The 21,595-nt window shown below is 71.2% G+C and carries 24 protein-coding genes; 17 read left to right on the forward strand and 7 right to left on the reverse strand.

Annotated elements, in window-relative coordinates; translation table 11 throughout:
• Positions 1-27 precede the first annotated feature (27 nt).
• From cysK to FQY83_RS12050, 7 genes are all read left to right on the forward strand, one after another.
• A complete protein-coding gene (gene cysK / locus FQY83_RS12020) occupies positions 28-1,005 on the forward strand; it encodes a cysteine synthase A (RefSeq protein ID WP_146388205.1) in 978 nt (325 codons plus the stop codon).
• A gap of 26 nt (positions 1,006-1,031) precedes the next feature.
• Positions 1,032-1,226: a YezD family protein gene (locus tag FQY83_RS12025; protein WP_146388206.1), complete on the forward strand. Its 195-nt coding sequence runs from the start codon at positions 1,032-1,034 to the stop codon at positions 1,224-1,226.
• A gap of 88 nt (positions 1,227-1,314) precedes the next feature.
• Positions 1,315-2,787: an OprO/OprP family phosphate-selective porin gene (locus FQY83_RS12030; protein ID WP_146388207.1), complete on the forward strand. Its 1,473-nt coding sequence runs from the start codon at positions 1,315-1,317 to the stop codon at positions 2,785-2,787.
• Positions 2,788-2,813: 26 nt separating this feature from the next.
• Complete coding sequence (locus FQY83_RS12035; protein ID WP_146388208.1) at positions 2,814-3,830, forward strand: sulfate ABC transporter substrate-binding protein; 1,017 nt, start codon at positions 2,814-2,816, stop codon at positions 3,828-3,830.
• Positions 3,831-3,968: 138 nt separating this feature from the next.
• The gene (gene cysT / locus FQY83_RS12040) at positions 3,969-4,835 is read left to right on the forward strand and encodes a sulfate ABC transporter permease subunit CysT (protein WP_146388209.1); all 867 of its coding nucleotides are present in this window, start codon (positions 3,969-3,971) and stop codon (positions 4,833-4,835) included.
• Positions 4,828-5,685 carry a sulfate ABC transporter permease subunit CysW gene (gene cysW, locus FQY83_RS12045; RefSeq protein ID WP_146388210.1) on the forward strand — a complete coding sequence of 286 codons (858 nt, stop codon included), beginning with the start codon at positions 4,828-4,830 and terminating at the stop codon, positions 5,683-5,685. The genes cysT and cysW overlap by 8 nt, the downstream gene beginning before the upstream one ends.
• 150 nt (positions 5,686-5,835) lie before the next feature.
• A complete protein-coding gene (locus FQY83_RS12050; protein WP_146388559.1) occupies positions 5,836-6,900 on the forward strand; it encodes a sulfate/molybdate ABC transporter ATP-binding protein in 1,065 nt (354 codons plus the stop codon).
• A gap of 85 nt (positions 6,901-6,985) precedes the next feature.
• Here the strand turns inward: FQY83_RS12050 and FQY83_RS12055 are convergent, their stop codons facing one another.
• Positions 6,986-8,392, reverse strand: a complete 1,407-nt coding sequence (locus FQY83_RS12055) for a mannose-1-phosphate guanylyltransferase/mannose-6-phosphate isomerase (protein ID WP_146388211.1) — start codon at positions 8,390-8,392, stop codon at positions 6,986-6,988.
• A 70-nt stretch (positions 8,393-8,462) separates the two neighbouring features.
• Here FQY83_RS12055 and FQY83_RS12060 point away from each other — a divergent pair, with 70 nt between their 5' ends.
• Genes FQY83_RS12060 through FQY83_RS12080 form a run of 6 tightly spaced genes read left to right on the forward strand, consistent with a single transcriptional unit; the run spans position 8,463 to position 12,859 of the window.
• Positions 8,463-9,473: an aminoglycoside phosphotransferase family protein gene (locus FQY83_RS12060; RefSeq protein WP_146388212.1), complete on the forward strand. Its 1,011-nt coding sequence runs from the start codon at positions 8,463-8,465 to the stop codon at positions 9,471-9,473.
• Between the two features lie 13 nt (positions 9,474-9,486).
• Positions 9,487-10,194 carry an N-acetylmuramate alpha-1-phosphate uridylyltransferase MurU gene (gene murU, locus FQY83_RS12065; protein ID WP_146388213.1) on the forward strand — a complete coding sequence of 236 codons (708 nt, stop codon included), beginning with the start codon at positions 9,487-9,489 and terminating at the stop codon, positions 10,192-10,194.
• A gap of 48 nt (positions 10,195-10,242) precedes the next feature.
• Positions 10,243-10,782, forward strand: a complete 540-nt coding sequence (locus tag FQY83_RS12070; protein ID WP_146388214.1) for an RNA polymerase sigma factor — start codon at positions 10,243-10,245, stop codon at positions 10,780-10,782.
• Entirely contained in the window at positions 10,779-11,165 is a 387-nt protein-coding gene (locus FQY83_RS17600; RefSeq protein ID WP_158636495.1) for a hypothetical protein, read from the forward strand. The genes FQY83_RS12070 and FQY83_RS17600 overlap by 4 nt, the downstream gene beginning before the upstream one ends.
• Before the next feature lie 22 nt (positions 11,166-11,187).
• Complete coding sequence (locus tag FQY83_RS12075) at positions 11,188-12,507, forward strand: PDZ domain-containing protein (RefSeq protein ID WP_158636496.1); 1,320 nt, start codon at positions 11,188-11,190, stop codon at positions 12,505-12,507.
• A gap of 25 nt (positions 12,508-12,532) precedes the next feature.
• A complete protein-coding gene (locus FQY83_RS12080) occupies positions 12,533-12,859 on the forward strand; it encodes a cytochrome P450 (RefSeq protein WP_158636497.1) in 327 nt (108 codons plus the stop codon).
• Positions 12,860-12,915: 56 nt separating this feature from the next.
• On the opposite strand, the gene hda is transcribed toward FQY83_RS12080, so the two are convergent.
• Genes hda through FQY83_RS12095 form a run of 3 tightly spaced genes read right to left on the reverse strand, consistent with a single transcriptional unit; the run spans position 12,916 to position 15,935 of the window.
• Positions 12,916-13,626, reverse strand: coding sequence for a DnaA regulatory inactivator Hda (gene hda, locus FQY83_RS12085; RefSeq protein ID WP_146388217.1), 711 nt, complete (start codon positions 13,624-13,626; stop codon positions 12,916-12,918).
• Positions 13,627-13,633: 7 nt separating this feature from the next.
• Positions 13,634-14,833, reverse strand: a complete 1,200-nt coding sequence (locus FQY83_RS12090) for an AI-2E family transporter (protein ID WP_146388218.1) — start codon at positions 14,831-14,833, stop codon at positions 13,634-13,636.
• Between the two features lie 22 nt (positions 14,834-14,855).
• A complete protein-coding gene (locus FQY83_RS12095; protein WP_146388219.1) occupies positions 14,856-15,935 on the reverse strand; it encodes a DUF2066 domain-containing protein in 1,080 nt (359 codons plus the stop codon).
• 154 nt (positions 15,936-16,089) lie between these two features.
• Here FQY83_RS12095 and purM point away from each other — a divergent pair, with 154 nt between their 5' ends.
• From purM to FQY83_RS12115, 4 genes are all read left to right on the forward strand, one after another.
• Complete coding sequence (gene purM / locus FQY83_RS12100) at positions 16,090-17,145, forward strand: phosphoribosylformylglycinamidine cyclo-ligase (RefSeq protein ID WP_238333486.1); 1,056 nt, start codon at positions 16,090-16,092, stop codon at positions 17,143-17,145.
• Between the two features lie 128 nt (positions 17,146-17,273).
• Positions 17,274-17,918, forward strand: a complete 645-nt coding sequence (gene purN / locus FQY83_RS12105) for a phosphoribosylglycinamide formyltransferase (RefSeq protein ID WP_425478660.1) — start codon at positions 17,274-17,276, stop codon at positions 17,916-17,918.
• A 10-nt stretch (positions 17,919-17,928) separates the two neighbouring features.
• Entirely contained in the window at positions 17,929-18,714 is a 786-nt protein-coding gene (locus tag FQY83_RS12110) for a DUF3108 domain-containing protein (protein ID WP_238333488.1), read from the forward strand.
• A 20-nt stretch (positions 18,715-18,734) separates the two neighbouring features.
• The gene (locus FQY83_RS12115; protein WP_425478649.1) at positions 18,735-19,442 is read left to right on the forward strand and encodes a DUF3108 domain-containing protein; all 708 of its coding nucleotides are present in this window, start codon (positions 18,735-18,737) and stop codon (positions 19,440-19,442) included.
• Between the two features lie 291 nt (positions 19,443-19,733).
• Here the strand turns inward: FQY83_RS12115 and FQY83_RS12120 are convergent, their stop codons facing one another.
• Genes FQY83_RS12120 through FQY83_RS12130 form a run of 3 tightly spaced genes read right to left on the reverse strand, consistent with a single transcriptional unit; the run spans position 19,734 to position 21,578 of the window.
• Positions 19,734-20,072 carry a hypothetical protein gene (locus FQY83_RS12120; protein WP_146388224.1) on the reverse strand — a complete coding sequence of 113 codons (339 nt, stop codon included), beginning with the start codon at positions 20,070-20,072 and terminating at the stop codon, positions 19,734-19,736.
• A gap of 10 nt (positions 20,073-20,082) precedes the next feature.
• Entirely contained in the window at positions 20,083-21,342 is a 1,260-nt protein-coding gene (gene murA, locus FQY83_RS12125) for a UDP-N-acetylglucosamine 1-carboxyvinyltransferase (RefSeq protein ID WP_146388225.1), read from the reverse strand.
• The gene (locus FQY83_RS12130; RefSeq protein ID WP_146388226.1) at positions 21,342-21,578 is read right to left on the reverse strand and encodes a BolA family protein; all 237 of its coding nucleotides are present in this window, start codon (positions 21,576-21,578) and stop codon (positions 21,342-21,344) included. Before FQY83_RS12130 ends, murA begins: the two co-directional genes overlap by 1 nt.
• Positions 21,579-21,595 lie beyond the last annotated feature (17 nt).

Raw genomic sequence — 21,595 nt, forward strand, 5'->3', positions numbered from 1 at the left:
TCCCTTCCATCCCGCATCGAGGTATCCATGGCCATCTACGACAACATCCTCGACACCATCGGCAACACCCCGATCGTCAGGCTGCACCGCATCGCGCCGAAGCACGTCACGCTGTACGCGAAGGCCGAATCGTTCAACCCCGGCGGCTCGGTCAAGGATCGCCTCGCCATCGCCATCGTGCTCGATGCCGAGAAGCGCGGCCTGCTCAGGCCCGGCGACACCATCGTCGAGGCGACCAGCGGCAACACCGGCGTCGCGCTGGCGCAGGTGGCGGCGGCGCGCGGCTACAAGTTCGTCGCGGTGATGACCGAGACCTTCTCGATCGAGCGCCGCAAGCTGATGCGCGCCTACGGCGCCAAGGTGATCCTCACCGCCGCCGCCGAGCGCGGCACCGGCATGGTGAAGAAGGCGAAGGAACTGGCGGAGAAACACGGCTGGTTCCTCGCCTCGCAGTTCACCAACCCGGCCAACCCGGCCTACCACCGCCAGACCACGGCGGCGGAAATCCTGCGCGATTTCGCCGGCCGGCGCCTGGACTACTTCGTCAGCGGCTGGGGCACCGGCGGCACGCTCACCGGCGTGGGCGAGGTGCTCAAGGTCGCCCGCCCGGAGGTCAAGGTCATCGCCACCGAACCGGGCGGCGCCTCGCTGCTCGGCGGCAAGGACTGGGCGCCGCACAAGATCCAGGGCTGGACGCCGGACTTCCTGCCGGAAGTGCTCAGCCGCACCGTGCACGACGAACTGGTGAACGTGAGCGACGATGAAGCACTGGAGAGCGCGCGCCGGCTCGCCGCCGAGGAAGGCGTGTTCGTCGGCATCTCCTCGGGCGCGACCGTCGCCGCGGCGCTGAAGGTCGCCGCCGATGCGCCGGAAGGCTCGGTGCTGCTGGCGACCCTGCCCGACACCGGTGAGCGCTACCTGTCGACGGTGCTGTTCGCCGGCGTCAACGAAGGCTCCGACGACGACTGGCTGGCGAGCCTCGACGGCGAGCGCGACGCGGCCTGACCCTCCCCTTCCCGGGCATCGACGCCATGAGCCGACATCCCGTCACCGAACCCCCGCCGCCCGTCGCCGACGATCCGGGCGGCGGGCCACCGATCAATGACGCCGAACGCGCCGTGCTCGACGCGGTCCGCGACCTCGCCTATGGCCAGGTCGAGGTGATCGTGCACTCGTCGCGGATCGTGCAGATCACGCGCAGCCAGAAACTGCGGCTCGGCGACTGATGCCGTCCCCGCAGACTCCCACCATTCCCTTCCACGGTGCCGACCGGACGACCGGAGGCGCTTCCCCAGCGACACACGAGGAAACGCCATGCGATTGTTCGAACCTTCCCCACCGACACCGACCAGGGCCTGGCCACGACGCGGCGCGCTCGCGCTGAGCCTCGCGCTGCTGTCGGCCACCGCCGCGGCGCAGGACGCCGCGCCCACGCCCGGGGACATCGCCGAGCGCCTGCGCATCGTCGAACGCCGGCTCGGCATCGCGCCGACCGAGGGCGCGGCCCGGGCCGACCTCGCCGAACTCGACCGTCGCCTGCGCGCGATCGAACTCGGCCTCGACGAACGCGACCGCCAGACCGCGGTCGCCGCCGCGCCCGCGCCGCAGATCAAGCCCGGCCCGGAGGTCACCCTCGCCGCCGACAAGGGCGCCTCGATCAGGAGCGCCGACGGCAAGGTCCAGCTCAAGCTCGGCGTCCTGGCGCAGGCCGACCACCGCGTCTTCATCGACGACGATGCCCGTCCGCAGAACGACACCTTCCTCTGGCGCCGCATCCGCCCGACCCTGGAGGGCAGCTGGGGCGACCTGGTCGGCTTCCGCATCACGCCCGAATTCGCCGGCGACAGCGCCTCGATCGTCGACGCCTACGTCGACCTGAAGTTCAGCCCGGCGGCGACCGTGCGCGCGGGCAAGGTGAAGGGACCGATCGCGCTGGAGCGGCTGCAGGGCGGCGCGGCGACCGCGCTGATCGAACGCGGTTTCCCGACCGAACTGGCGCCCAACCGCGAACTCGGCGTGCAGCTGCAGGGCGCGCTGGCCTCGTCGAAGGTGAACTACGTCGCCGGCGTCTACAACGGCGCGCCGGACGGCCGCGACAGCCCCACCACCAACCCCGACGACGACTTCGAGTTCGCCGGCCGGCTGTTCTTCGAACCGTGGAAGGGCGGCGACGGCGCGCTGTCCGGGCTGGGCTTCGGCATCGCCGGCAGCACCGGCGACAAGACCGGCGCCGGCAACAGCTTCCTGCCGCGCTACCGCACCCAGGGCCAGGCGACGTTCTTCAGCTACCGCGCCAGCGTCGCCGCCGACGGCGAACACTCGCGCTGGTCGCCGCAGGCGTACTGGTACGCCGGGCCGGTCGGCCTGCTCGGCGAGTACATCCGCTCGAAGCAGGCACTGGTCGACACCGCGACCTCCACCCGCGCCTCGCTCGAGCACAGTGCGTGGCAGCTGGTCGGCAGTTGGGTACTGACCGGCGAGAAGGCCAGCTACCGCGGGGTCAAGCCCAACAACCCCTTCGCACCCGGCGACGGCGGCTGGGGCGCATTCGAACTGGTCGCGCGCTATGGCCGACTCGACGTCGACGACCGCGCCTTCCCGGTGTTCGCCGATGCCGGCGCCTCCGCCACCGAAGCGACGTCCTGGGCCCTGGGCCTGAACTGGTACCTGACCGGCCACCTGAAGCTCGTCGCAAACTACGCCCAGGCCGACTTCGACGGCGGTTCCCCAAGCGGCCCGCGCGAGGACGAGAAGACCTTCTTCACGCGCGCGCAGTTCTCCTTCTGACCTCCCCCCATACAAGGCAGACCCTCATGAACAGCAAAGCCAGACTCGCCTTCGGCGCCCTGATCCTCGCGCTCGCGGCCGCCGCCGGTACTGCTTCGGCGCAGAACGTCGAACTGCTCAACGTCTCCTACGACCCGACCCGCGAACTCTATTCCGAGTTCAACGACGCCTTCGCGAAGAAGTGGAAAGCCGACACCGGGCAGACCCTGACCATCCGCGCCTCGCACGGCGGCTCGGGCAAGCAGGCGCGCTCGGTGATCGACGGACTGGAGGCGGACGTGGTCACGCTCGCGCTGTCGGGCGACATCGACGCCATCGCCGAGAACTCATCACTGCTGCCGAAGGACTGGCAGAAGCGCTTCCCGAACAACAGCTCGCCCTACACCTCGACCATCGTGTTCCTGGTGCGCAAGGGCAACCCGAAGCAGATCGTGGACTGGGGCGATCTCGCCAAGCCCGGCGTCGGCGTGATCACGCCCAATCCGAAGACCTCGGGCGGCGCGCGCTGGAACTACCTCGCCGCCTGGGCCTGGGCCTCGCGCGAGTACCGCAAGGGCGATGCCGTGGTCGACTACCTGAAGAAGGTGTTCGGCAACGTGCCGGTGCTCGACACCGGCGCACGCGGCTCGACCACCACCTTCGTCGAGCGCGGCATCGGCGACATGCTGCTGGCCTGGGAGAACGAGGCGCTGCTGACCCTGGGCGACCGCGCGATCCGCGACAAGTTCGAGATCGTCTACCCGAGCATCAGCATCCTGGCCGAGCCGCCGGTCGCGATCGTCGACGCCAACGTGGCCAGGCACGGCACGCAGAAGGTCGCCGAGGCCTACCTGCAATACCTGTACACGCCCGAAGGCCAGCGCCTCGCCGCCAAGCACCACTACCGCCCGTCGCGGCCGGAATCGGTGCCCGCCGCGGCGATCGCGCACTTCAAGCCGATCCCGCTGGTGACCATCGACGGCGCGTTCGGCGGCTGGGCCAAGGCGCAGCAGTTGCACTTCTCCGACGGCGGCTTCTTCGACCAGATCTACCAGCCGAAGTGATTCATCGGCGGCGAGCCAGCAACTACCGTCATTCCCGCGCAGGCGGGAATCCAGTGTCTTTGCTCGCGGAGGCCCGAAGACGCTGGATCCCCGCCTGCGCGGGGATGACGGACAACGTCAATCCATCTACTTGAGCCGATGAGCACACTCGCACTTCCCTCACTCTCGCGTCCGCGGTGGCGCCGCCCGCTGCCGGGGTTCGGACTGAGCCTGGGCCTGGGCATGGCCTGGCTGGGCGTGGTCGTGCTGCTGCCGCTGGCGGCGCTGACCTTCCGCGCCGCCGGGCTCGGCAGCGCCGGCTGGCTGCGCGCGCTCAACGACCCGCGTGTGCAGGCGGCGCTGAAGGTCAGCTTCGGCGCCGCCTTCGTCTCCGCGCTGGTCGCGCTCTTCGCCGGCGCGCTGGTAGCCTGGGTGCTGGTGCGCTACCGCTTCCCCGGCCGGCGCCTGCTCGACGCGCTGGTCGACCTGCCGTTCGCGCTGCCGACCGCGGTGGCCGGCATCGCGCTGACCGCGATCTACGCGCCCAACGGCTGGATCGGCCAGTATCTGGAGCCGCGCGGCATCCAGGTGACCTACCAGCTGACCGGCATCGTGATCGCGCTGGTGTTCATCGGCCTGCCGTTCGCGGTGCGCACGGTGCAGCCGATCCTGGAAACACTCGGCCACGACCAGGAACAGGCGGCGGCCTCGCTCGGCGCCTCGCGCTTCACCACGCTGCGCCGGGTGGTGCTGCCGGAGTTGCTGCCGGCGCTGCTCACCGGCTTCTCGCTCGCCTTCGCGCGCGCGCTGGGCGAATACGGTTCGGTGATCTTCATCGCCGGCAACAAGCCCTACCGGACCGAGATCGCGCCGCTGCTGATCACCATCCGGCTGGAGGAATACGATTACAACGGCGCCATCGCGCTCGCTGCGCTGATGCTGGCCGCCTCGTTCCTGTGCCTGCTGGTGATCAACCTGATCCCGCTGGCCTTCCGCCACGAACGCAGGAGCCGCCGCGATGGCTGACACGCAATCGGCGCACGGACTGCAGACGCCGCCCTGGCTGCGCTGGACGCTGATCGGCAGCGCGGTGCTGGTGATGGCGCTGCTGGTGGTGCTGCCGCTGCTGATGGTGCTGGTCTCGGCCTTCGGCAAGGGCTTCGCCACCTGGTGGGCGGCGCTGGTCACGCCCGACGCGATCTCGGCGCTGAAGCTGACCCTGCTGACCGCGGCGATCGTGATCCCGGTCAACGCCGTGTTCGGCGTGTTCGCGGCTTGGTCGCTGACCCGCTTCGAGTTCCCCGGCAAGCGCGCGCTGCTGGCACTGGTCGACCTGCCGTTCGCGGTCTCGCCGGTGGTCGCCGGCCTGTGCCTGGTGCTGCTGTTCGGCTCGCAGGGCTGGTTCGCCGACTTCCTGCGCGAGCACGAGATCAAGATCCTGTTCGCGCGCCCGGGCATCGTGCTGGCGACGCTGTTCATCACCTTCCCGTTCGTGGTGCGCGAGCTGGTGCCGCTGATGCAGCAGCAGGGCAGCGAGGAGGAAGTGGTGGCGCGTTCGCTCGGCGCGAATGCGTGGACGATGTTCTTCCGGGTGACCCTGCCCAACATCAAGTGGGGCCTGTTGTACGGCGTGCTGCTGTGCGGCGCGCGCGCGATGGGCGAGTTCGGCGCGGTGTCGGTGGTCTCGGGCCACATCCGCGGCCTCACCAACACCCTGCCGCTGCACATCGAGATCCTCTACAACGAATTCGACAGCACCGCCGCGTTCGCGGTGTCGTCGCTGCTGGCGGGGCTGGCGCTGGTGACGCTGCTGCTGAAGTTCTGGCTCGAAGCGCGCCACGCCGACGGTCTCGCCAAGTCGCATCGGAGGCATTGAGATGACATCGACTTTTTCCTGGAGACACCCGAGATGCTGCTGATCAACGACAACGCGCTGCAGGGCAAGCGACCGGCGCTGCTGTCCGACAACGGCGTACCGACGCAGGTCGCCACTGCGGACACCGGCGAAATCGGCGATCATCCGGCCATGCAAGGCAACAGGCACGGCGTCGACCTGCAGATCCAGGGCGTGGGCAAGCGCTATGGCGGCACCGCCGCGCTCGACGGCGTCGACCTGCACATCGCCTCGGGCGAACTGGTCGCGCTGCTCGGCCCCTCGGGCTCGGGCAAGACCACGCTGCTGCGCGTGATCGCGGGACTGTTGCCGGCCGACGCCGGCCGCGTGCTGTTCGGCGAGACCGACGCCACGCAGCTGAGCCTGCGCGAGCGCAACGTCGGCTTCGTGTTCCAGCAGTACGCGCTGTTCCGGCACATGACCGTGGCCGAGAATATCGCCTTCGGCCTGCGCAGCCGCCCGCGCCGCAGCCGCCCGGACAAGGCGACGATCCGCCGCCGCGTCGACGAACTGCTGGCGCTGATCCAGCTGCCCGACCTCGGCGGCCGCTATCCGGAACAGCTCTCGGGCGGCCAGAAGCAGCGCGTCGCGCTGGCGCGCGCGCTGGCGATCGATCCGACCGTGCTGCTGCTCGACGAACCCTTCGGCGCGCTCGACGCCAAGGTGCGCGTCGAACTGCGGCGCTGGCTGCGCCGGCTGCACGACCAGACCGGGCAGACCACGGTGTTCGTGACCCACGACCAGGAAGAGGCGCTGGAGCTGGCCGACCGCGTCGTGGTGCTGCGCAACGGCCGCATCGAGCAGGCCGGCACGCCGCGGCAGATCTACGACGAGCCGGCCTCGCCCTACGTGTTCGACTTCATCGGCCGCGCCAGCGTGATCGACGGCGATGCCGCCGGCGGACGCTTCCTCGTGGCCGGACAGGACGCCGCGTTCGACGCCGCGGATGTCGCCGACGGCCCGGCGAAGCTGTACCTGCGGCCGCACGACGCCGCGATCGGCGCGCCGGGCGACGGCCTCGACGCGCGCGTGGCCGCCGTGCACCGGCATGCCGACCGGATCACCGTCGAACTGGAACTGGCCGGGCAACCGCGGCCGCTGGAAGTCGATCTCGTCGCCGCCCCCGGCGTGCACGCGCCCGCGACCGGCGACGCCGTGGGCGTGCGCCTGCTGCGCCACCGCACCTATCCCGCGTGACAGCGAAACGTCCCCCATAGGGCGGGGCTCGCCCCGCCGAACCCGCCGCGGCATCGATGGCCTGGATGGCGGGCCCAGGCCCGCCCTACGAACGCCCGTACACGTCCTCGTAGCGGACGATGTCGTCCTCGCCGAGGTAGCTGCCGGACTGCACCTCGATCAGCTCCAGCATCTCGCTGCCGGGATTCTCCAGCCGGTGCTTCGCGCCCAGCGGGATGTAGGTGGACTGGTTGGCGTGCAGCTCGAACACGTCGTTGTCGCGCGTCACACGCGCGGTGCCGCGCACCACGATCCAGTGCTCGGCGCGGTGCCTGTGCGACTGCAGCGACAGCCGCGCGCCGGGCTTGACCTTGATCCGCTTCACCTGGAAGCAGCCATCCTCCTGGTCGATCGAGTCGTAGCTGCCCCAGGGCCGATGCACCTCGCGGTGCAGGACCGCGTGGCTGCGCTGGTCGGACTTGAGCTTCGACACCACGTCCTTGACCTGCTGCACCCGGTCCTTGTGCGCGACCAGCACCGCGTCGTCGGTCTCCACCACCACCAGGTCGTCGACGCCGACCAGCGCCACCAGCCGCCGCGCATAGGCATAGCTGTTGCGCGTGTCGACCGCGATCACGTCGCCGTGACGGGCGTTGCCGTCGCCGTCCTGCTCGCTCACCCCCCACAGCGCCGACCACGAGCCGACGTCGTCCCAGCCGATGTCGACCGGCAGCACCCTGGCCGCGTCGGTCTTTTCCATCACCGCGTAGTCGATCGAATCCGACGGGCTGGACGCGAACGCGTCCCGGTCGAGGCGGATGAAGTCGCCGTCGCGCACGGCGGCGTCGAAGGCCTTGCGCACGGCCGCGACGATGTCGGGCCGGAAGCGCTCCAGCTCGGCGAGGTAGCGCGAGGCGCGGAACAGGAACATGCCGCTGTTCCAGTAGTAGCCGCCGGCGTCGAGGTAGTCCTGCGCGGTGGCCGCGTCGGGCTTCTCGACGAAGCGCAGCACGTCGCGCACGCCATCGCCGGCGCTGGACTGGATGTAGCCGAAGCCGGTCTCGGGCGCGGAGGGCACGATGCCGAACGTCAGCAATGCCCCGGCTTCCGCCGCCGGCATCGCTGCGCGCACCGCGGCGCGGAAACCCTCGGCATCGCGGACCACGTGGTCGGAGGGCAGCACCAGCAGCAGCGGATCGCCGCCGCCGGCCAGCGCCTGCAGCGCGGCCGCGGCGATCGCCGGCGCGGTGTTGCGCCCGGCCGGTTCCAGCACGATGTCGGCATGTTCGACGCCGACCAGCCGCAGCTGCTCCGCGGCGAGGAAGCGGTGCTCCTCGTTGGCGACCACGATCGGCGGATGCGCGGCCAGCGGCGCGACCCGCCGCCAGGTGTCCTGCAGCATGGTCTCCTCGCCCGCCAGCGGCAGGAACTGCTTGGGATAGGCCTCGCGCGAGAGCGGCCACAGCCGCGTCCCGGATCCGCCCGACAACAACACCGGCTGCAGATTGTCCATTGCACGTCTCGCCCGGAAATGCGCGGCAGTTTACCCTTTGCCCACCCGGCAGCCGCCGGCGGGAGATTCCATGGTTCAGCCCAACGCCACCCAGCCCCGCGAACAGCAGCGCCTCGACTGGACGCGCGAAGCCTTGTCCGAGCCGTCCGTCGGCCTCGAGCGCGCCTCGTTCGACGCCGACTTCCGCAGCTACTGGCGCACCACCGGGCGCGCGCCCAGCCTGATCCTGATGGACGCGCCGCCCGAGCGGATGGACGTGCGCCCGTGGCTGGCGATCCGCGAACTGCTGCGGGCCGGCGGCCTGCGCGTGCCCGACGTGGTGGCGCAGGACGTCGGCCAGGGCTTCCTGCTGCTCGAGGACCTGGGCGTGCACACCTACCTGCACGTGATCGACGCCGGCAACGCCGACGCCATGTTCGACCAGGCGATGGCGCAACTGGTGAAACTGCAGGCGATCCCGGCACCGGACGGCCTGCCGGCCTACGACGAGGCGCTGCTGGCCGGCGAGCTGCGGCTGTTCGACGAATGGTTCCTCGGCGTCCACCTCGGCATCGAGCTCGACGACGGCGAACGCGCGCGGCTTTTCGACGTCTACCGCACCCTGGTCGAGGCCGCGCTGGCGCAGCCGCAGGTGCTGGTGCACCGCGACTTCATGCCGCGCAACCTGATGCCCTGCGGCGACGCCGTGGCGATCCTCGACTTCCAGGACGCCGTGCGCGGGCCGATCGGCTACGACGCCGCCTGCCTGTTCAAGGACGCGTTCCTGAGCTGGCCTGAAGCGCGCGTCGCGCAGTGGCACGCGCGCTACCACGCGCTCGCCCGGCAGGCCGGCCTGCCGGTGCCGCCGCTGGAGCGCTTCCGCCGCGACCTCGACCTGATCGGCGTGCACCGCCACCTCAAGGTGCTGGGCATCTTCGCCCGACTCAGGCATCGCGACGGCAAGCCCAAGTACGTCGCCGATGCGCCGCGCTTCCTCGCCTACCTCGACGCCGTGCTGCCGCGTCACCCCGGACTGCAGCCGCTGGCGGACCTGATCGACGCCCGCGTCCGCCCGGCGATGGACGCGGTCGTCCCCGCATGACGCCGGCGCCGCGATGAAGGCCCTGGTCTTCGCCGCCGGGCTCGGCGAGCGCATGCGCCCGTTGACCGACACCACACCCAAGCCGCTGCTGCGCGCCGGCGGCAAGCCGCTGATCGCCTGGCACCTGGAGCGGCTGGCGGCGACCGGCGTGCGCGAGGTCGTGGTCAATACCTCGTGGCTGGCCGAACAGTTCCCGGCCGCGCTCGGCGACGGCGCGGACTTCGGTCTGCAGGTCGCGTACTCGCGCGAGGGCCCGGTGCCGCTGGAAACCGGCGGCGGCATGTGGCACGCGCTGGCGCTGCTCGGCGACGCCCCCTTCATCGCCGTCAACGGCGACATCTGGACCGACTTCGACTTCGCGCGGCTGCCGCGCGAACCCGCCGGCGACGCGCACCTGGTGCTGGTCGACAATCCCGCACACAACCCCGGCGGCGACTTCGCGCTGCTGGCCGACGGCCGCGTGCAGTCCGATGGCGCGGCGAAGCTGACTTTCTCCGGCATCGGCGTCTACCGCCCCGAGTTCCTGCTGGACTGGCGCCGCGTCATCGGCGAAGCACCGGGCGCGCACGAGACGCCGCCGCGCTTCCGCATCGCGCCGTTGATGCGCGCCGCGATGGACCGCCACGCCGTCTCCGGCGAGCACCACCCCGGGGCGTGGACCGACGTCGGCACGCCGCAGCGGCTGCTGGAACTGGACGCGCGACTCGCCGGAACCGGTTGATGCGATGCGGTTGCGACGCTTGGCCGCACTCGCGCGTATCTGTCTGACATGCACGAGCACGCGCCGCCGCGGGAGAGGGAATACGACCTGGTCAGGAAGGCCCGGTGGGGCAATGAGGCCGCATTCGCCGAGCTGTACCGTTTGCACGCGAGGGCGGTCTACACGCTGGCCTACCGACTGACCGCGAGCACCGACAGGGCCGAGGACATCACACAGGACACGTTCCTGCGGATGCTGCGGTTCCTGCCCGGGTTCCGTGCGGGAACGCCGCTGCGCCCCTGGCTGAAGAAGGTCGCCGCGAACGCCGCGATCGACCTGATGCGGCGGGACAGGCACGTACTGGACGACGCACTCATCGAATCGGCGCCGTCCGGGGCGGAGGGCGCCGACGCCAGCATGGACGCGGAGGGGCTCCTGCGACGGATGCCCCCCCTCGCCCGTACCTTGTTCTGGCTGCACGAAATCGAAGGCTGGAGCCACCAGGAGCTGGCGCGACGTTTCGGCCAGAGCCCCAGTTGGTCCAAATCCATCGTGTCACGCGCGCTCGCGCGCCTCAGGGTGGAGCTTGAACAGGGAGAACCCGGATGACGATCGAAGAACCGCGACTCCGGCACGCGTTCCGGGACCTGCCCGACATCGCGACCCCGCCCACGCTCGATGCGCGCATCCTGCGTACCCACCGAAGCCGCTTGCGCCGCAACGCGTCCATCCTCGCGGGCGCCTGCCTTGCATGCGCATCGCTGGCGCTTGCGCCGATGCTCCTGCAGTCCCCGGCACCCGTCCGGCCCGCGCCGCCGCCGGTCACCGCCGCGACGACTGGCGCCAACGATGTCGACCTCCAGATCCAGGCGATCGACATGGCGCTCCAGTCCGCCTACGACAGCAACGCGCGCAACGAGGAGATCGCAACGCTGTGGATGGCGCGAGAGAAGCTGGTCGCCGTCGGCGAGCAGCCCCCCGGCAGCATCTAGGAACGAGTACAGGAGCAAGCCCATGACCCGACGCCCCCCCCTGTCCCTCACTGTCGCGCTGATGGTCGCACTCGTGCCGCTGCGCAGCCATGGAGCAGAAGGTTTGCATGCGCACGTAACCACCGCGAAACTTCCGACGGCGGGTGTGCTGGCGCAAGCCGCCGCGGGCGGATTTGGGGCGGTGATCGATTCGCGTCGCACCGGAGCCCCCGGTCGCACCGTGCTCGCGGTCACCCCGGGGGGACCGGCCTCGCGCATGGGACTGCGCCCCGGCGACATGATCGTGTCCATCAACGGCAGCCGCCTCGAGGCCCCGGACAACGCAGCGTCCCTGTTGCGCTCGGCGAGCGCTGCCCCGGCGCCCGGTTTCTCGGTGGGGGTCCTGCGCGATGGCCATCCGTTGACGCTGTCCTTGAGTAGCGGCGAAACGACCGGGGCCGGACCGCAGAACGCGGTCACGGATTGCGGCTACGTCTCCGGCGACGGCGCGCCGCCGCGCAACACGCAAGGGATCTATCCGGTCGAGATCATGAACATCGACGGCGCCAGCACGCCGGCACTGTTCAGCCTCGATCGGCACCAGGTCGACGCGGGCCGGCGCGTGCTGGTCGTACGCGAACTCGTCGACGATCATCGTTTCACCCCGCTGCCGCTCAAGGAACGCAAACGCCTTCTGGATCACGATCGTGCGAGCGCCTACAAGGTGCTGATCGTCGACGTCGAGCCCGACACCCGCCACGACGTCGGCGCCAGGCTGAAAGACCCGCATCCGGGCCTCGGCGCGGTCCGCCAGGGCACGTACTGGGAACCGGTGGTGTGGCAACGCAAGCCGGCGCCCTGTTCCGTCACGAAACGGCATACCACACCGGCCGCGGTGCCGGACCGCACGGTCACTTCGTGCGCCTATCTCACGGCCCATGGCGTACCGGCGGATCACGCGCCACGTGCCTTCCCTGTCACCATCACCATGGTCGACGGGCTGGAGAATCTCCCTGGCCGCGCCGGCCCAAGCGCCATCGAGGGCGCAGCAAGGGCAGGGCTGGCTGCCACCGGCGGCAGCCGGTACCACCGCCTTGCGCCTGGGCCACACACCTTCACCGTGCGCGTCCGCGCCGACCAACTGGACGTTTCGCGCGCTGACCGGCAGCGGATCGCACATCACCAGGCATCCGCGATCGCGGCCAGGGCCGACCACACCCTGACGGTGGACGCGAAGCCGGGCAAGGCCTACTGGATTGGCGGCAGGCTGCAGGATGTACCGATCGACGAGGGGACACTGCGCTCGGGCTCGTGGTGGGAGCCGGTCCTCGTGGAAAAGCCTGGAAGCATCAAGTGCCCGTAACCGGTACCGCGAGCCACGCCGCGCGATGCCTGCGCACCCTCCAGGTTACCTGGAGCGACGTGGGCCGGCCGCGACGCCTTCGACCTCGAAGCGCTGGATCAAGCCCGACGGCTCCACGCTCGACGCCATCGCGGCCAAGGCGTTCTTCCCGTTCGGCGCCGGCCCGCAGTTCTGCCCCGGGCGCTTCCTCGCGCTGCTGGAGATCAAGGGCGTGATCTCGATGCTGTGCCGCAATTTCGAGTTCGAGCGCGCGGGCAGCGGGCCGGTCGAGGAGAAGCTCGTGTTCACGATGCGGCCGGACAACCTGGTGACCCGGCTGAAGCGGCGGGCGGGCGCACCGCCCGCGGCATAGCCTCCCCTGCTGTCATCCCCGCGCCACGCGATCCCTGCCCCCGCGACAACGCTCCTTCACCGCGGCACGTCCGCCCCCAGCACCTCGCGCAGGAACGGCACCGTGATGCGCCGCTGCGCGGCGAGCGAGGCCTGGTCGAGGCGGTCGAGCAGCGCGGTCAGGCCGGACAGGTCGCGGCCGGCGCGGCGCAGCAGCCAGTCGATCGCGGCGACGTCGATCTGCAGGCCGCGCCGGTGCGCGCGCAGCCGCAACACCTCGCCGCGACCGGCGTCGTCGAGCCGGTCGAGCACGACGCGCGTGCACTGCGACAGCCGCGAGCGCAGGTCCGGCAGCGCCAGCGGCAGCGCGTCGGGCGTGGCGCGGCTGGCGTAGAGCAGGCGGCGGCCGGCATCGTGCATGCGGTTGTGGAAATCGAACAGCGCGAGTTCGTCGTCGCGGTCGCCGGCGACCGACTCGACGCCGTCCAGCGCCACCAGGTCCAGGGCATGCATCGCCTCCAGCGCTTCGCGCACCCGCCCGGCGGCGCTGACCAGCGGCAGGTAGCCGGCGCGGCGTCCCGCGGCGTCGGCGTCGGCGCAGGCCGCCAGCGCGAGGTGGCTCTTGCCGGTGCCCGCGGGTCCGACCAGCAGCAGCCCGCCGTCGCCGGCGCCGGCCGCGAACGCGCGCAGCTGCGCCAGCGTCGCCGCGTCGCCGGCGAAGAAGGTCTCGAAACGCTGGTCGGGCGGGTAGCGCAACGCGAGGGGCAGTTGCGGCGTGGGCTGCGGCATCGTCCGCTCAGGCGTCCTTGCCGTTGCGCTCGTCGGCGGCCTCGCCGACGTCGTCGTCGAGCACGATGCCACCCGCGCTGAGCTGCCCGTCGAGCACGATCTTCGGCGCGTCGCCGGCGTACAAGCGGCTTTGCGTGTAGCGTTCGTGCACGAAGCGCAGCAGCACGTTGCCCACCGCCGCCACCGGCAGCGCGATCAGCATGCCGACGAAGCCGAACAGCTGGCCGCCGGCCATGACCGCGAAGATCACCGCCACCGGATGCAGGCCGATGCGGTCGCCGACGATGCGCGGAGTGAGGATGTAGCTCTCGATCAGCTGGCCGACGGTGAACACCACGCCCACCAGCGCCAGCAGCTTGAGGTCGAAGCCCTGCGCCTGCACCAGCGCCGCGAGCACCGCCAGCACGATGCCGGTGGTCGCGCCCAGATAGGGCACGAAGCTGATCAGGCCCGCGATGATGCCGATCAGCAGCCCGAGATTGAGCCCCACGATCGACAGCCCGATCGCGTAGATCGCGCCCAGCGCGATCATCACGATGAACTGCCCGCGCAGGAACGCGCCGAGCACCTCATCCGATTCCTTCGCCAGCCGCGATACGGTGTCGATGTGGTCGCGCGGGATCACCGCCGCGACACGCTCGACCAGCACGTCCCAGTCGCGCAGGAAGTAGAAGGTCAGGATCGGCAGCAGCACGATGTTGACGGCCCAGGCCAGGAACGCGAAACCGGAGCTGGACAGGTAGCCGAACACGGTCGCGGCCACGCCGCCGGCCTGGTCCCAGTGCGAACGCACCAGCATGAACAGCCGCTGCGGATCGAGCCATTCGGAGATCTCGACGCCGGTGCGCGCCTCGACCCAGGGCAGCGCGATGCCGATGAACCAGTCGCGGTACTGCGGCAGCGCCTCGACCAGGGTCACCACCTGACGCTCGACCATCGGCACCAGGATCAGCACCACCAGCACCAGCAGCACCACCATCAGCACGAACACGAGCGTGACCGCCACCGGGCGCGAGCGGCCGGCGCGCTCGAGCCGGTCGACCGCCGGGTCGCCGAGCCAGCCCAGCAGCGCCGCCAGCACGAACGGGGTCAGGATCGGACCGAGCAGCGCGATCAGCCACAGCACGGCGAACGCGACCAGCCCCCACTGCAGCCGCCTGAGGAAGCGGGCGATGTCGGCGTTCGCGGTGGTGGGGGTTTCGTCCATGGCGTGTCCGCGGGCTCCGGCGTCAGCGCAGCAGGTAGACCGGCGCGATGCCGTCGCCGCCTTCCATTTCCACCAGCACGTCGGCATCGGCCATGCGACGGAAGCCGGCGAGCCCGGTCAGCAGGTCGAGCTCGACCTCGAGCCGGTCGGGGGCGACGTGCACCGGCCGGATCGCGCGCACCACCGACATGCGCTGCAGCGCGGCGGACAGGCGCAGGTAGTCGCCGCCGCTGCGCACGCCGGTGAAGACGATGCGTTGCGCGGTCGGCTCCGAGGCGGCGCTGGCCTTGGCGTAGCGGCGGATCAGTGCGTCGGCGCCGCCATCGGCGCCGGTCGCCATCGCCCGGCGCGCGTCGCCGTCCTCTTCCGACCAGCGCGAGAGCACGCGGCCGTTGTCGACGAAGATCCAGTCCGCCTTCCATCCGCCGCCGCTGCGGTAGAGCTTGCCGATCAGCTGCATCGGCGGGCTGTAACGCGCGGACAGGCGTGCGATCGCGCCGGTGTCGCCGCGCCAGATCGCGCCGACCGCGGCCTGCTCGGCAGCGCTGCCGGAGGGCAGGCCCAGCCGGTAGCCGCGCTCGACCGCCCGCTGCAGCAGCCCGCGCGCGACGTTGCTCTGCTGCAGGCCGACCAGACGCGGGCCCTTGCCGTCGTCGATCGCCAGCCACACCACCGGCTTGGGCCGCGGTTGCGGCCACACCGGCAGGCCCAGCGCGGCGACCAGCGTATCGACATCCTCGGGCTTGAAGCGCACCACCAGCGTGGTGCGGAAGCTCGGCGCACCGCTGGCGCCGACGCTCTCGTCCTGGCGGTAGTCGTAGCCGTCGACGTAGTCCTTGGCGCGACGCAGCTCCTGGCCCACGCCCGGGCGGCCGGAGATCGCGCGGTCGCCCGAAAGCTTGGCGAACACCTGCGCCAGCGCGCGCGCGAAGCCGGCCTCGCGCTCGGACTCGGCCTGGCTGCGGACCGGCACCTCGGCCTCGTACACGCCCTGCGCCGAGGCCCGGTCGCCCTCGACCCGCTGCGCGAACACGGGCAGCGCCAGCAGCAGCCCGGCCAGCGCCCACCCGATCACCCGTGCCCCTCGAACAGCCAAACGCATCCGATGTCCTTCCCACCTGGCGAACCGTGGCGAAATGGTGCCACAAAGCCCATTCACGGTTGCTGACGCCGGCGGCGGGCCGCACCTGACCGCCGCGGGGGCCGCCCGCCCGCGGCTGCTAGAATCGCGGGCCGTCCGGCTTCCCCGCGCATCCGTGAACACGCCCCCTTCCGCCCCGTCCGGCCTCACCTACCGCGACGCCGGCGTCGACATCGACGCGGGCAACGAAGTCGTCGAACGCATCAAGCCGCTGGTCCGGCGCAGCTTCCGCCCCGAGGTGATGGGCGGGCTCGGCGGCTTCGGCGCGCTGTTCGACCTCTCGGGCAAGTACCGCGAGCCGGTGCTGGTCTCGGGCACCGACGGCGTCGGGACGAAGCTGAAACTGGCCCAGCAGCTCGGCCGCCACGACAGCATCGGCATCGACCTGGTGGCGATGTGCGTCAACGACGTGCTGGTGCAGGGCGCCGAGCCGCTGTTCTTCCTCGACTATTTCGCCACCGGCAAGCTCGACGTGGACACCACGGTGGCGGTGGTCGGCGGCATCGCCAAGGGCTGCGAGCTGTCGGGCTGCGCCCTGATCGGCGGCGAGACGGCGGAAATGCCGGACATGTATCCGCCGGGCGAGTACGACCTGGCCGGCTTCTGCGTCGCCGCGGTGGAGAAGTCCGAGCTGCGCGACGGCTCGGCCGTGCGCGCCGGCGACGTGCTGATCGGCATCGCCTCCAGCGGCCCGCATTCCAACGGCTATTCGCTGGTGCGCCGCATCTACGACCAGGCCGGCCGCCCGGCCGGGCTCGACGTCGGCGGCGTCAGCCTGGCCGACGCGCTGATGGCGCCCACGCGGCTGTACGTCAAGCCGATCCTGGAACTGCTGCGCGGCGCGCACGGCGCGGCGGTCCACGGCATGGCCCACATCACCGGCGGCGGCCTGACCGAGAACATCATCCGCGTCGTGCCCGAAGGCCTCGGCCTCGACATCGACGCGTCCTCGTGGCCGCTGCCGCCGGTGTTCAAATGGCTGCAGCGCGAGGGCAACGTCGCCCCTGAGGAGATGTGGCGCACCTTCAACTGCGGCATCGGCTTCGTGCTGCTGGCCGACCGCGACGCGGCCGCCGGCATCGGCGGCGAACTGGCCCGCCTCGGCCTCGCCCACTGGACGATCGGCGAGGTCGTGGCCGCAGGCGACGGCGATCGCGTCCGCATCGGGTAAGGCCGGGAATGGGGAATCGGGAATCGGGAGTCGGGAAGCGCAGCGGGCTTTCCCGCGCTCGCGCAACGGACGGCGCGGCCGCTTCTGCCGATTCCCGACTCCCCATTCCCGATTCCCGGCGCTTGCGCCTGGCCGTCCTCGCCTCCGGCCGTGGCAGCAACCTGCAGGCGATCCTGGATGCGGTCTCGTCGGGAACGCTGGACGCGACGGTTGCCGGCGTGTTCTCCGACAAGCCCGACGCCCTCGCCCTGCAGCGCGCGCGCGACGCCGGCCTCCACGCCGAGGCGCTGCGCGCGCGCGGCTTCGCCTCGCGCGACGCCTTCGACGCCGCCTTCTTCGCCCGGGTCGATTCGGTGGCGCCGGACCTCGTCGTCTGCGCCGGCTACATGCGCATCATCGGCGCGGCCGCCGCACGCGCGCTGGCCGGGCGCACGCTCAACATCCATCCCTCGCTGCTGCCGGACTTCCGCGGCCTGCACACGCACCGCCAGGCGCTCGACGCCGGCGTCGCGGAACACGGCGCCAGCGTGCACTTCGTCACCGCCGAGCTCGACGGCGGCCCGGTGATCGCGCAGGCGCGCGTGCCGGTGCTGCCCGGGGACGACGAGGACACGCTGGCCGCGCGCGTGCTCGAACGCGAGCATCCGCTGCTGGTCGCCAGCCTGCGGCTGTTCGCCGCCGGGCGCGTCGCGCTGCATGAAGACCGCGTTCACATCGATGGCCGCGCGCTGACCGAACCGCTTCAGCTGTCGTGCAATGACACCTTTGCATGATGTCCGGCCTATGCGCCCGACCCCGTCCCTGCTGTTCGCCGCCGTCGCCCTGACCCTCGCCCTGGCGGCGGACGCGCCTGCGCGCGCCCAGGACGCCGCGGCACCGGCCGACGCCGCCACCCTTCCCGCCCGCGCCTCCTCGCTGCAGCCCTTCGTCGCCAGCTACGAGGCCTGGTACGGCGGCAAGCCCGCCGGCACCGCGACCATGCAGGTCGTGCGCGACGACGCGGCCGCGCGCTGGCACATCGACCTCGGCATCCGCGGCAACCGCGGCTTCGCCGGCATCGTCGGCCTGAACCTCGAACAGAGCACCGTGTTCGACGAGGCCAACGACATCTACCGCCCGCTGTCGCAGAGCACCGTGCGCAAGGCCGCCGTGGTCTTCAACCGCAAGACCACCGGCACCTACGACTGGCACAGCAACACCGCGCAGTGGAGCGGCGACATCAGCAAGCAGCGGCGCGCGCCGGTGCCGATCCGCTACGGCGACATGAGCGGACTGCTGATCAACCTCGCGGTGATCCGCGACGCCGAACCGGGCAAGGCGCTGCACTACCGCTTCGTCGACGGCGGCCGCGTGCGCGACTACGACTACCAGGTCGCCGCGCAGACCGAGCCGGTGACCGTGGCCGAACTGAGTTTCGAAGCGATGCGGGTCGAGCGCACCAACGGCGGCAACGACGAGACGATCTTCTGGATCGCCGACGGCGTGCCGACGCCGGTGCGCATCCTGCAGCGCGAGGACGGCGAGGATGCCGTCGACCTGCGCCTGGTCGAATACCAGGCCATGCAATGAGTGCAACGAGAATGAGGATGATGCCGATGTTCCGACGCCCCCTTCGCGCCGCCGCGGTCGCGGCCCTGCTCGCGGTCGCCAGCGCGCCGACGCTCGCGGTCGAGCCGTTCACCGCCGACTACGCCGCCAACTACATGGGCATGCAGGCCAACGGCCGCATGACCCTGGCGCCCGACGGCGCGAACCGCTGGAAGTACAGCCTCGAGGTCAACGGCGCCGGCGCCCGCCTGGCGCAGAGCACCGTGTTCGAGGCCGACGGCGAGCGCTGGCGACCGCTGTCGGGCAACGACACCCAGGGCGGCGAATCCGGCCTGGCGGCGATGCTGGTCAAGAAGCGCTCGATCAACGCGACCTACGACTGGGGCAAGGGCCAGGCCACCTGGGACGGCGACGTCAAGCCCGACCGCAAGGGCCCGGTGAAGCTGCAGCCCGGCGACGTCGACGGCATGCTGATGAACCTCGCCCTGGTGCGCGACTTCGCCGCCGGCAAGCCGATGAGCTATCGCCTGGTCGAGGACGGGCGGGTCAAGCGCCAGGTGTTCAAGCCCGCGGGCACGGACACCGTCACCGTCGGCGGCAAGTCGCACAAGGCCACCAGGGTGACCTGGAAGGACGACAGCCGCAGCATCACCGCCTGGATCGTCGACGGCCTGCCGGTGCCCGCGCGCATCCTGCAGCAGCGCGGCGGCCGCGACCACATCGACCTGCAGCTGAAGTCGCTGCGCTGATCCCCCTGCGCCTTCGCGGAAGCGTGCGGCTGAAGACGATGCCGATCGGTCGTCCGGCGACGCATCCGCGACAGGACGCTTCAGGTCAGGGACCGTCATCCGCGTCAGTTCGAAGATCGTCGCTCCGGACACTCGAAAAATGTCATCCCGAACGAAGTGAGGGATCTCTTGTCGGAAGTCTGCGGCCTCCGGAGGACAGATCCCTCACTTCGTTCGGGATGACAGGTTGCAGGCGACAAGGCGCGATCCTGCCCTGAACGCGCGCCCCGAAATCCGGGTCGACCGCCGCGTCTAGGGCTTCGCCCCGCCCCCGTCGGGCGCGAACTCCACCCGGCAATCCACGCGCAGCGGCGCGGTGCGGTCGCGCAGCCTCGCGTAGCTGCGGCAGGTGCGCTGCCCCTCGCGGCTGACGTCCACCGCGACGACGGTATAGCCCTGCACGATTTCGACACCGCTGGCGCTGCCGTCGCCGTCCCAGTCCATCTCGTGCGGCGCGGTGCCGTTGAAGCCGGCGATGCCCATCGCCGAGAGCGCCGCCATGGCCGCGAGCAGGGCCAGCACCGCCACCAGCAGCACCCTGCGCCGCGGCGAGAAGCGCGGGCGCGGCGGATTCACGGAAGGCGTGGCCACGGCCGCGTGCTCACGACACGCGGCGGATGCGCGCGCCGAGCCCCGACAGCTTGCGCTCGATGTGCTCGTAGCCGCGGTCGAGGTGGTAGATGCGGTCGATCACGGTCTCGCCCTCGGCCACCAGCCCGGCGAGGATCAGCGAGGCCGAGGCGCGCAGGTCGGTCGCCATCACCGGCGCGCCGCTGAGCTGCGCCACGCCGGCCACCGTGGCGCGGTGGCCGTCGATCTGGATGTCGGCGCCCAGGCGCATCAGTTCGTTGACGTGCATGAAGCGGTTCTCGAAGATCCGCTCGTCGATCGCGCCGGCGCCCTCGGCGATGCAGTTGAGCGCCATGAACTGCGCCTGCATGTCGGTCGGGAAGCCCGGGTGCGGCTCGGTGACGATGTCAACCGCCTTCGGCCGCCGGCCGCGCATGTCGACGGTGATGCGGTCGCCGTCGACGGACACGTCGGCGCCGGCGTCGCGCAGCTTGCCCAGCACCGCTTCGAGGGTGTCCGGGCGCGCATGCGTGGCGGTGACGCGGCCGCCGGTGATCGCGCCGGCGACGAGGAAGGTGCCGGTCTCGATGCGGTCGGCGATGACCTCGTGGCGCGCACCGTGCAGCGCCTCGACGCCGTGCACGACGATCCGCGACGTGCCCGCGCCCTCGATGCGCGCGCCCATCGCCACCAGGCAGTCGGCGAGGTCGACGATCTCCGGCTCGCGCGCGGCATTGTCGATGGTGGTGGTGCCCTCGGCCAGGGTCGCGGCCATCAGCACGTTCTCGGTCGCGCCGACGCTGACCATCTCGAACGCGACGTGGCCGCCGCGCAGGCGCCCTGCGCGCGCCTTGATGAAGCCGTGCTCGACCACGATCTGCGCGCCCAGCGCCTCCAGCGCCTTGATGTGCAGGTCGACCGGGCGTGAGCCGATCGCGCAGCCGCCGGGCAGCGAGACCTCCGCCGCGCCGTGCTTGGCCAGCAGCGGGCCGAGCACCAGCACCGAGGCGCGCATGGTCCGCACCAGTTCGTAGGGCGCAACGTGGCTGTCGACCGTGCGCGGATCGACCCGTACGATGCCCGCCGCGATGTCGTGGCCGATGCCCGCGCCCAGCCCGCCCAGCAGCCGCGCGGTGGTGCGCACGTCGTGCAGGTGCGGCACGTTGCCGATCTCGACCGGGCCGTCGGCGAGCAGGGTCGCGCACAGGATCGGCAGGACCGCGTTCTTGGCGCCGGAGATGCGGACCTCCCCGTCCAGCGGCACGCCGCCGGTGACGATGATCTTGTCCATCAGCCGCGCGCCGCCTCGTCCGGGGTGAGGGTCCTGAGCGCCAGCGCGTGGATCTCGCCGCCCATGCGCTCGCCGAGCGTGGCGTAGACCATGCGGTGGCGGGCCAGCGGCAGCTTGCCGGCGAAGGCCTCGGAGACGACCACGGCCTCGAAATGCACGCCGTCCTCGCCGAGGACTTCGACGCGGGCACCGGGCAGGCCCTGCTGGATCAGATCGCGGATGACATCGGGGTTCAAGGGGGGAGTTCCTGCTG

The organism is Luteimonas marina, assembly GCF_007859325.1.
Taxonomy (GTDB): domain Bacteria; phylum Pseudomonadota; class Gammaproteobacteria; order Xanthomonadales; family Xanthomonadaceae; genus Luteimonas; species Luteimonas marina.

What these genes read in the sequence shown, in the direction of transcription:
- cysK (WP_146388205.1), top strand. Translation starts at nt 28, where the DNA reads ATGGCCATCTACGACAACATCCTCGACACCATCGGCAACACCCCGATC.
- FQY83_RS12025 (WP_146388206.1), top strand. Translation starts at nt 1,032, where the DNA reads ATGAGCCGACATCCCGTCACCGAACCCCCGCCGCCCGTCGCCGACGAT.
- FQY83_RS12030 (WP_146388207.1), top strand. Translation starts at nt 1,315, where the DNA reads ATGCGATTGTTCGAACCTTCCCCACCGACACCGACCAGGGCCTGGCCA.
- FQY83_RS12035 (WP_146388208.1), top strand. Translation starts at nt 2,814, where the DNA reads ATGAACAGCAAAGCCAGACTCGCCTTCGGCGCCCTGATCCTCGCGCTC.
- cysT (WP_146388209.1), top strand. Translation starts at nt 3,969, where the DNA reads ATGAGCACACTCGCACTTCCCTCACTCTCGCGTCCGCGGTGGCGCCGC.
- cysW (WP_146388210.1), top strand. Translation starts at nt 4,828, where the DNA reads ATGGCTGACACGCAATCGGCGCACGGACTGCAGACGCCGCCCTGGCTG.
- FQY83_RS12050 (WP_146388559.1), top strand. Translation starts at nt 5,836, where the DNA reads ATGCAAGGCAACAGGCACGGCGTCGACCTGCAGATCCAGGGCGTGGGC.
- FQY83_RS12055 (WP_146388211.1), bottom strand. Translation starts at nt 8,392, where the DNA reads ATGGACAATCTGCAGCCGGTGTTGTTGTCGGGCGGATCCGGGACGCGG.
- FQY83_RS12060 (WP_146388212.1), top strand. Translation starts at nt 8,463, where the DNA reads ATGGTTCAGCCCAACGCCACCCAGCCCCGCGAACAGCAGCGCCTCGAC.
- murU (WP_146388213.1), top strand. Translation starts at nt 9,487, where the DNA reads ATGAAGGCCCTGGTCTTCGCCGCCGGGCTCGGCGAGCGCATGCGCCCG.
- FQY83_RS12070 (WP_146388214.1), top strand. Translation starts at nt 10,243, where the DNA reads ATGCACGAGCACGCGCCGCCGCGGGAGAGGGAATACGACCTGGTCAGG.
- FQY83_RS17600 (WP_158636495.1), top strand. Translation starts at nt 10,779, where the DNA reads ATGACGATCGAAGAACCGCGACTCCGGCACGCGTTCCGGGACCTGCCC.
- FQY83_RS12075 (WP_158636496.1), top strand. Translation starts at nt 11,188, where the DNA reads ATGACCCGACGCCCCCCCCTGTCCCTCACTGTCGCGCTGATGGTCGCA.
- FQY83_RS12080 (WP_158636497.1), top strand. Translation starts at nt 12,533, where the DNA reads ATGCCTGCGCACCCTCCAGGTTACCTGGAGCGACGTGGGCCGGCCGCG.
- hda (WP_146388217.1), bottom strand. Translation starts at nt 13,626, where the DNA reads ATGCCGCAGCCCACGCCGCAACTGCCCCTCGCGTTGCGCTACCCGCCC.
- FQY83_RS12090 (WP_146388218.1), bottom strand. Translation starts at nt 14,833, where the DNA reads ATGGACGAAACCCCCACCACCGCGAACGCCGACATCGCCCGCTTCCTC.
- FQY83_RS12095 (WP_146388219.1), bottom strand. Translation starts at nt 15,935, where the DNA reads ATGCGTTTGGCTGTTCGAGGGGCACGGGTGATCGGGTGGGCGCTGGCC.
- FQY83_RS12110 (WP_238333488.1), top strand. Translation starts at nt 17,929, where the DNA reads ATGCGCCCGACCCCGTCCCTGCTGTTCGCCGCCGTCGCCCTGACCCTC.
- FQY83_RS12115 (WP_425478649.1), top strand. Translation starts at nt 18,735, where the DNA reads ATGCCGATGTTCCGACGCCCCCTTCGCGCCGCCGCGGTCGCGGCCCTG.
- murA (WP_146388225.1), bottom strand. Translation starts at nt 21,342, where the DNA reads ATGGACAAGATCATCGTCACCGGCGGCGTGCCGCTGGACGGGGAGGTC.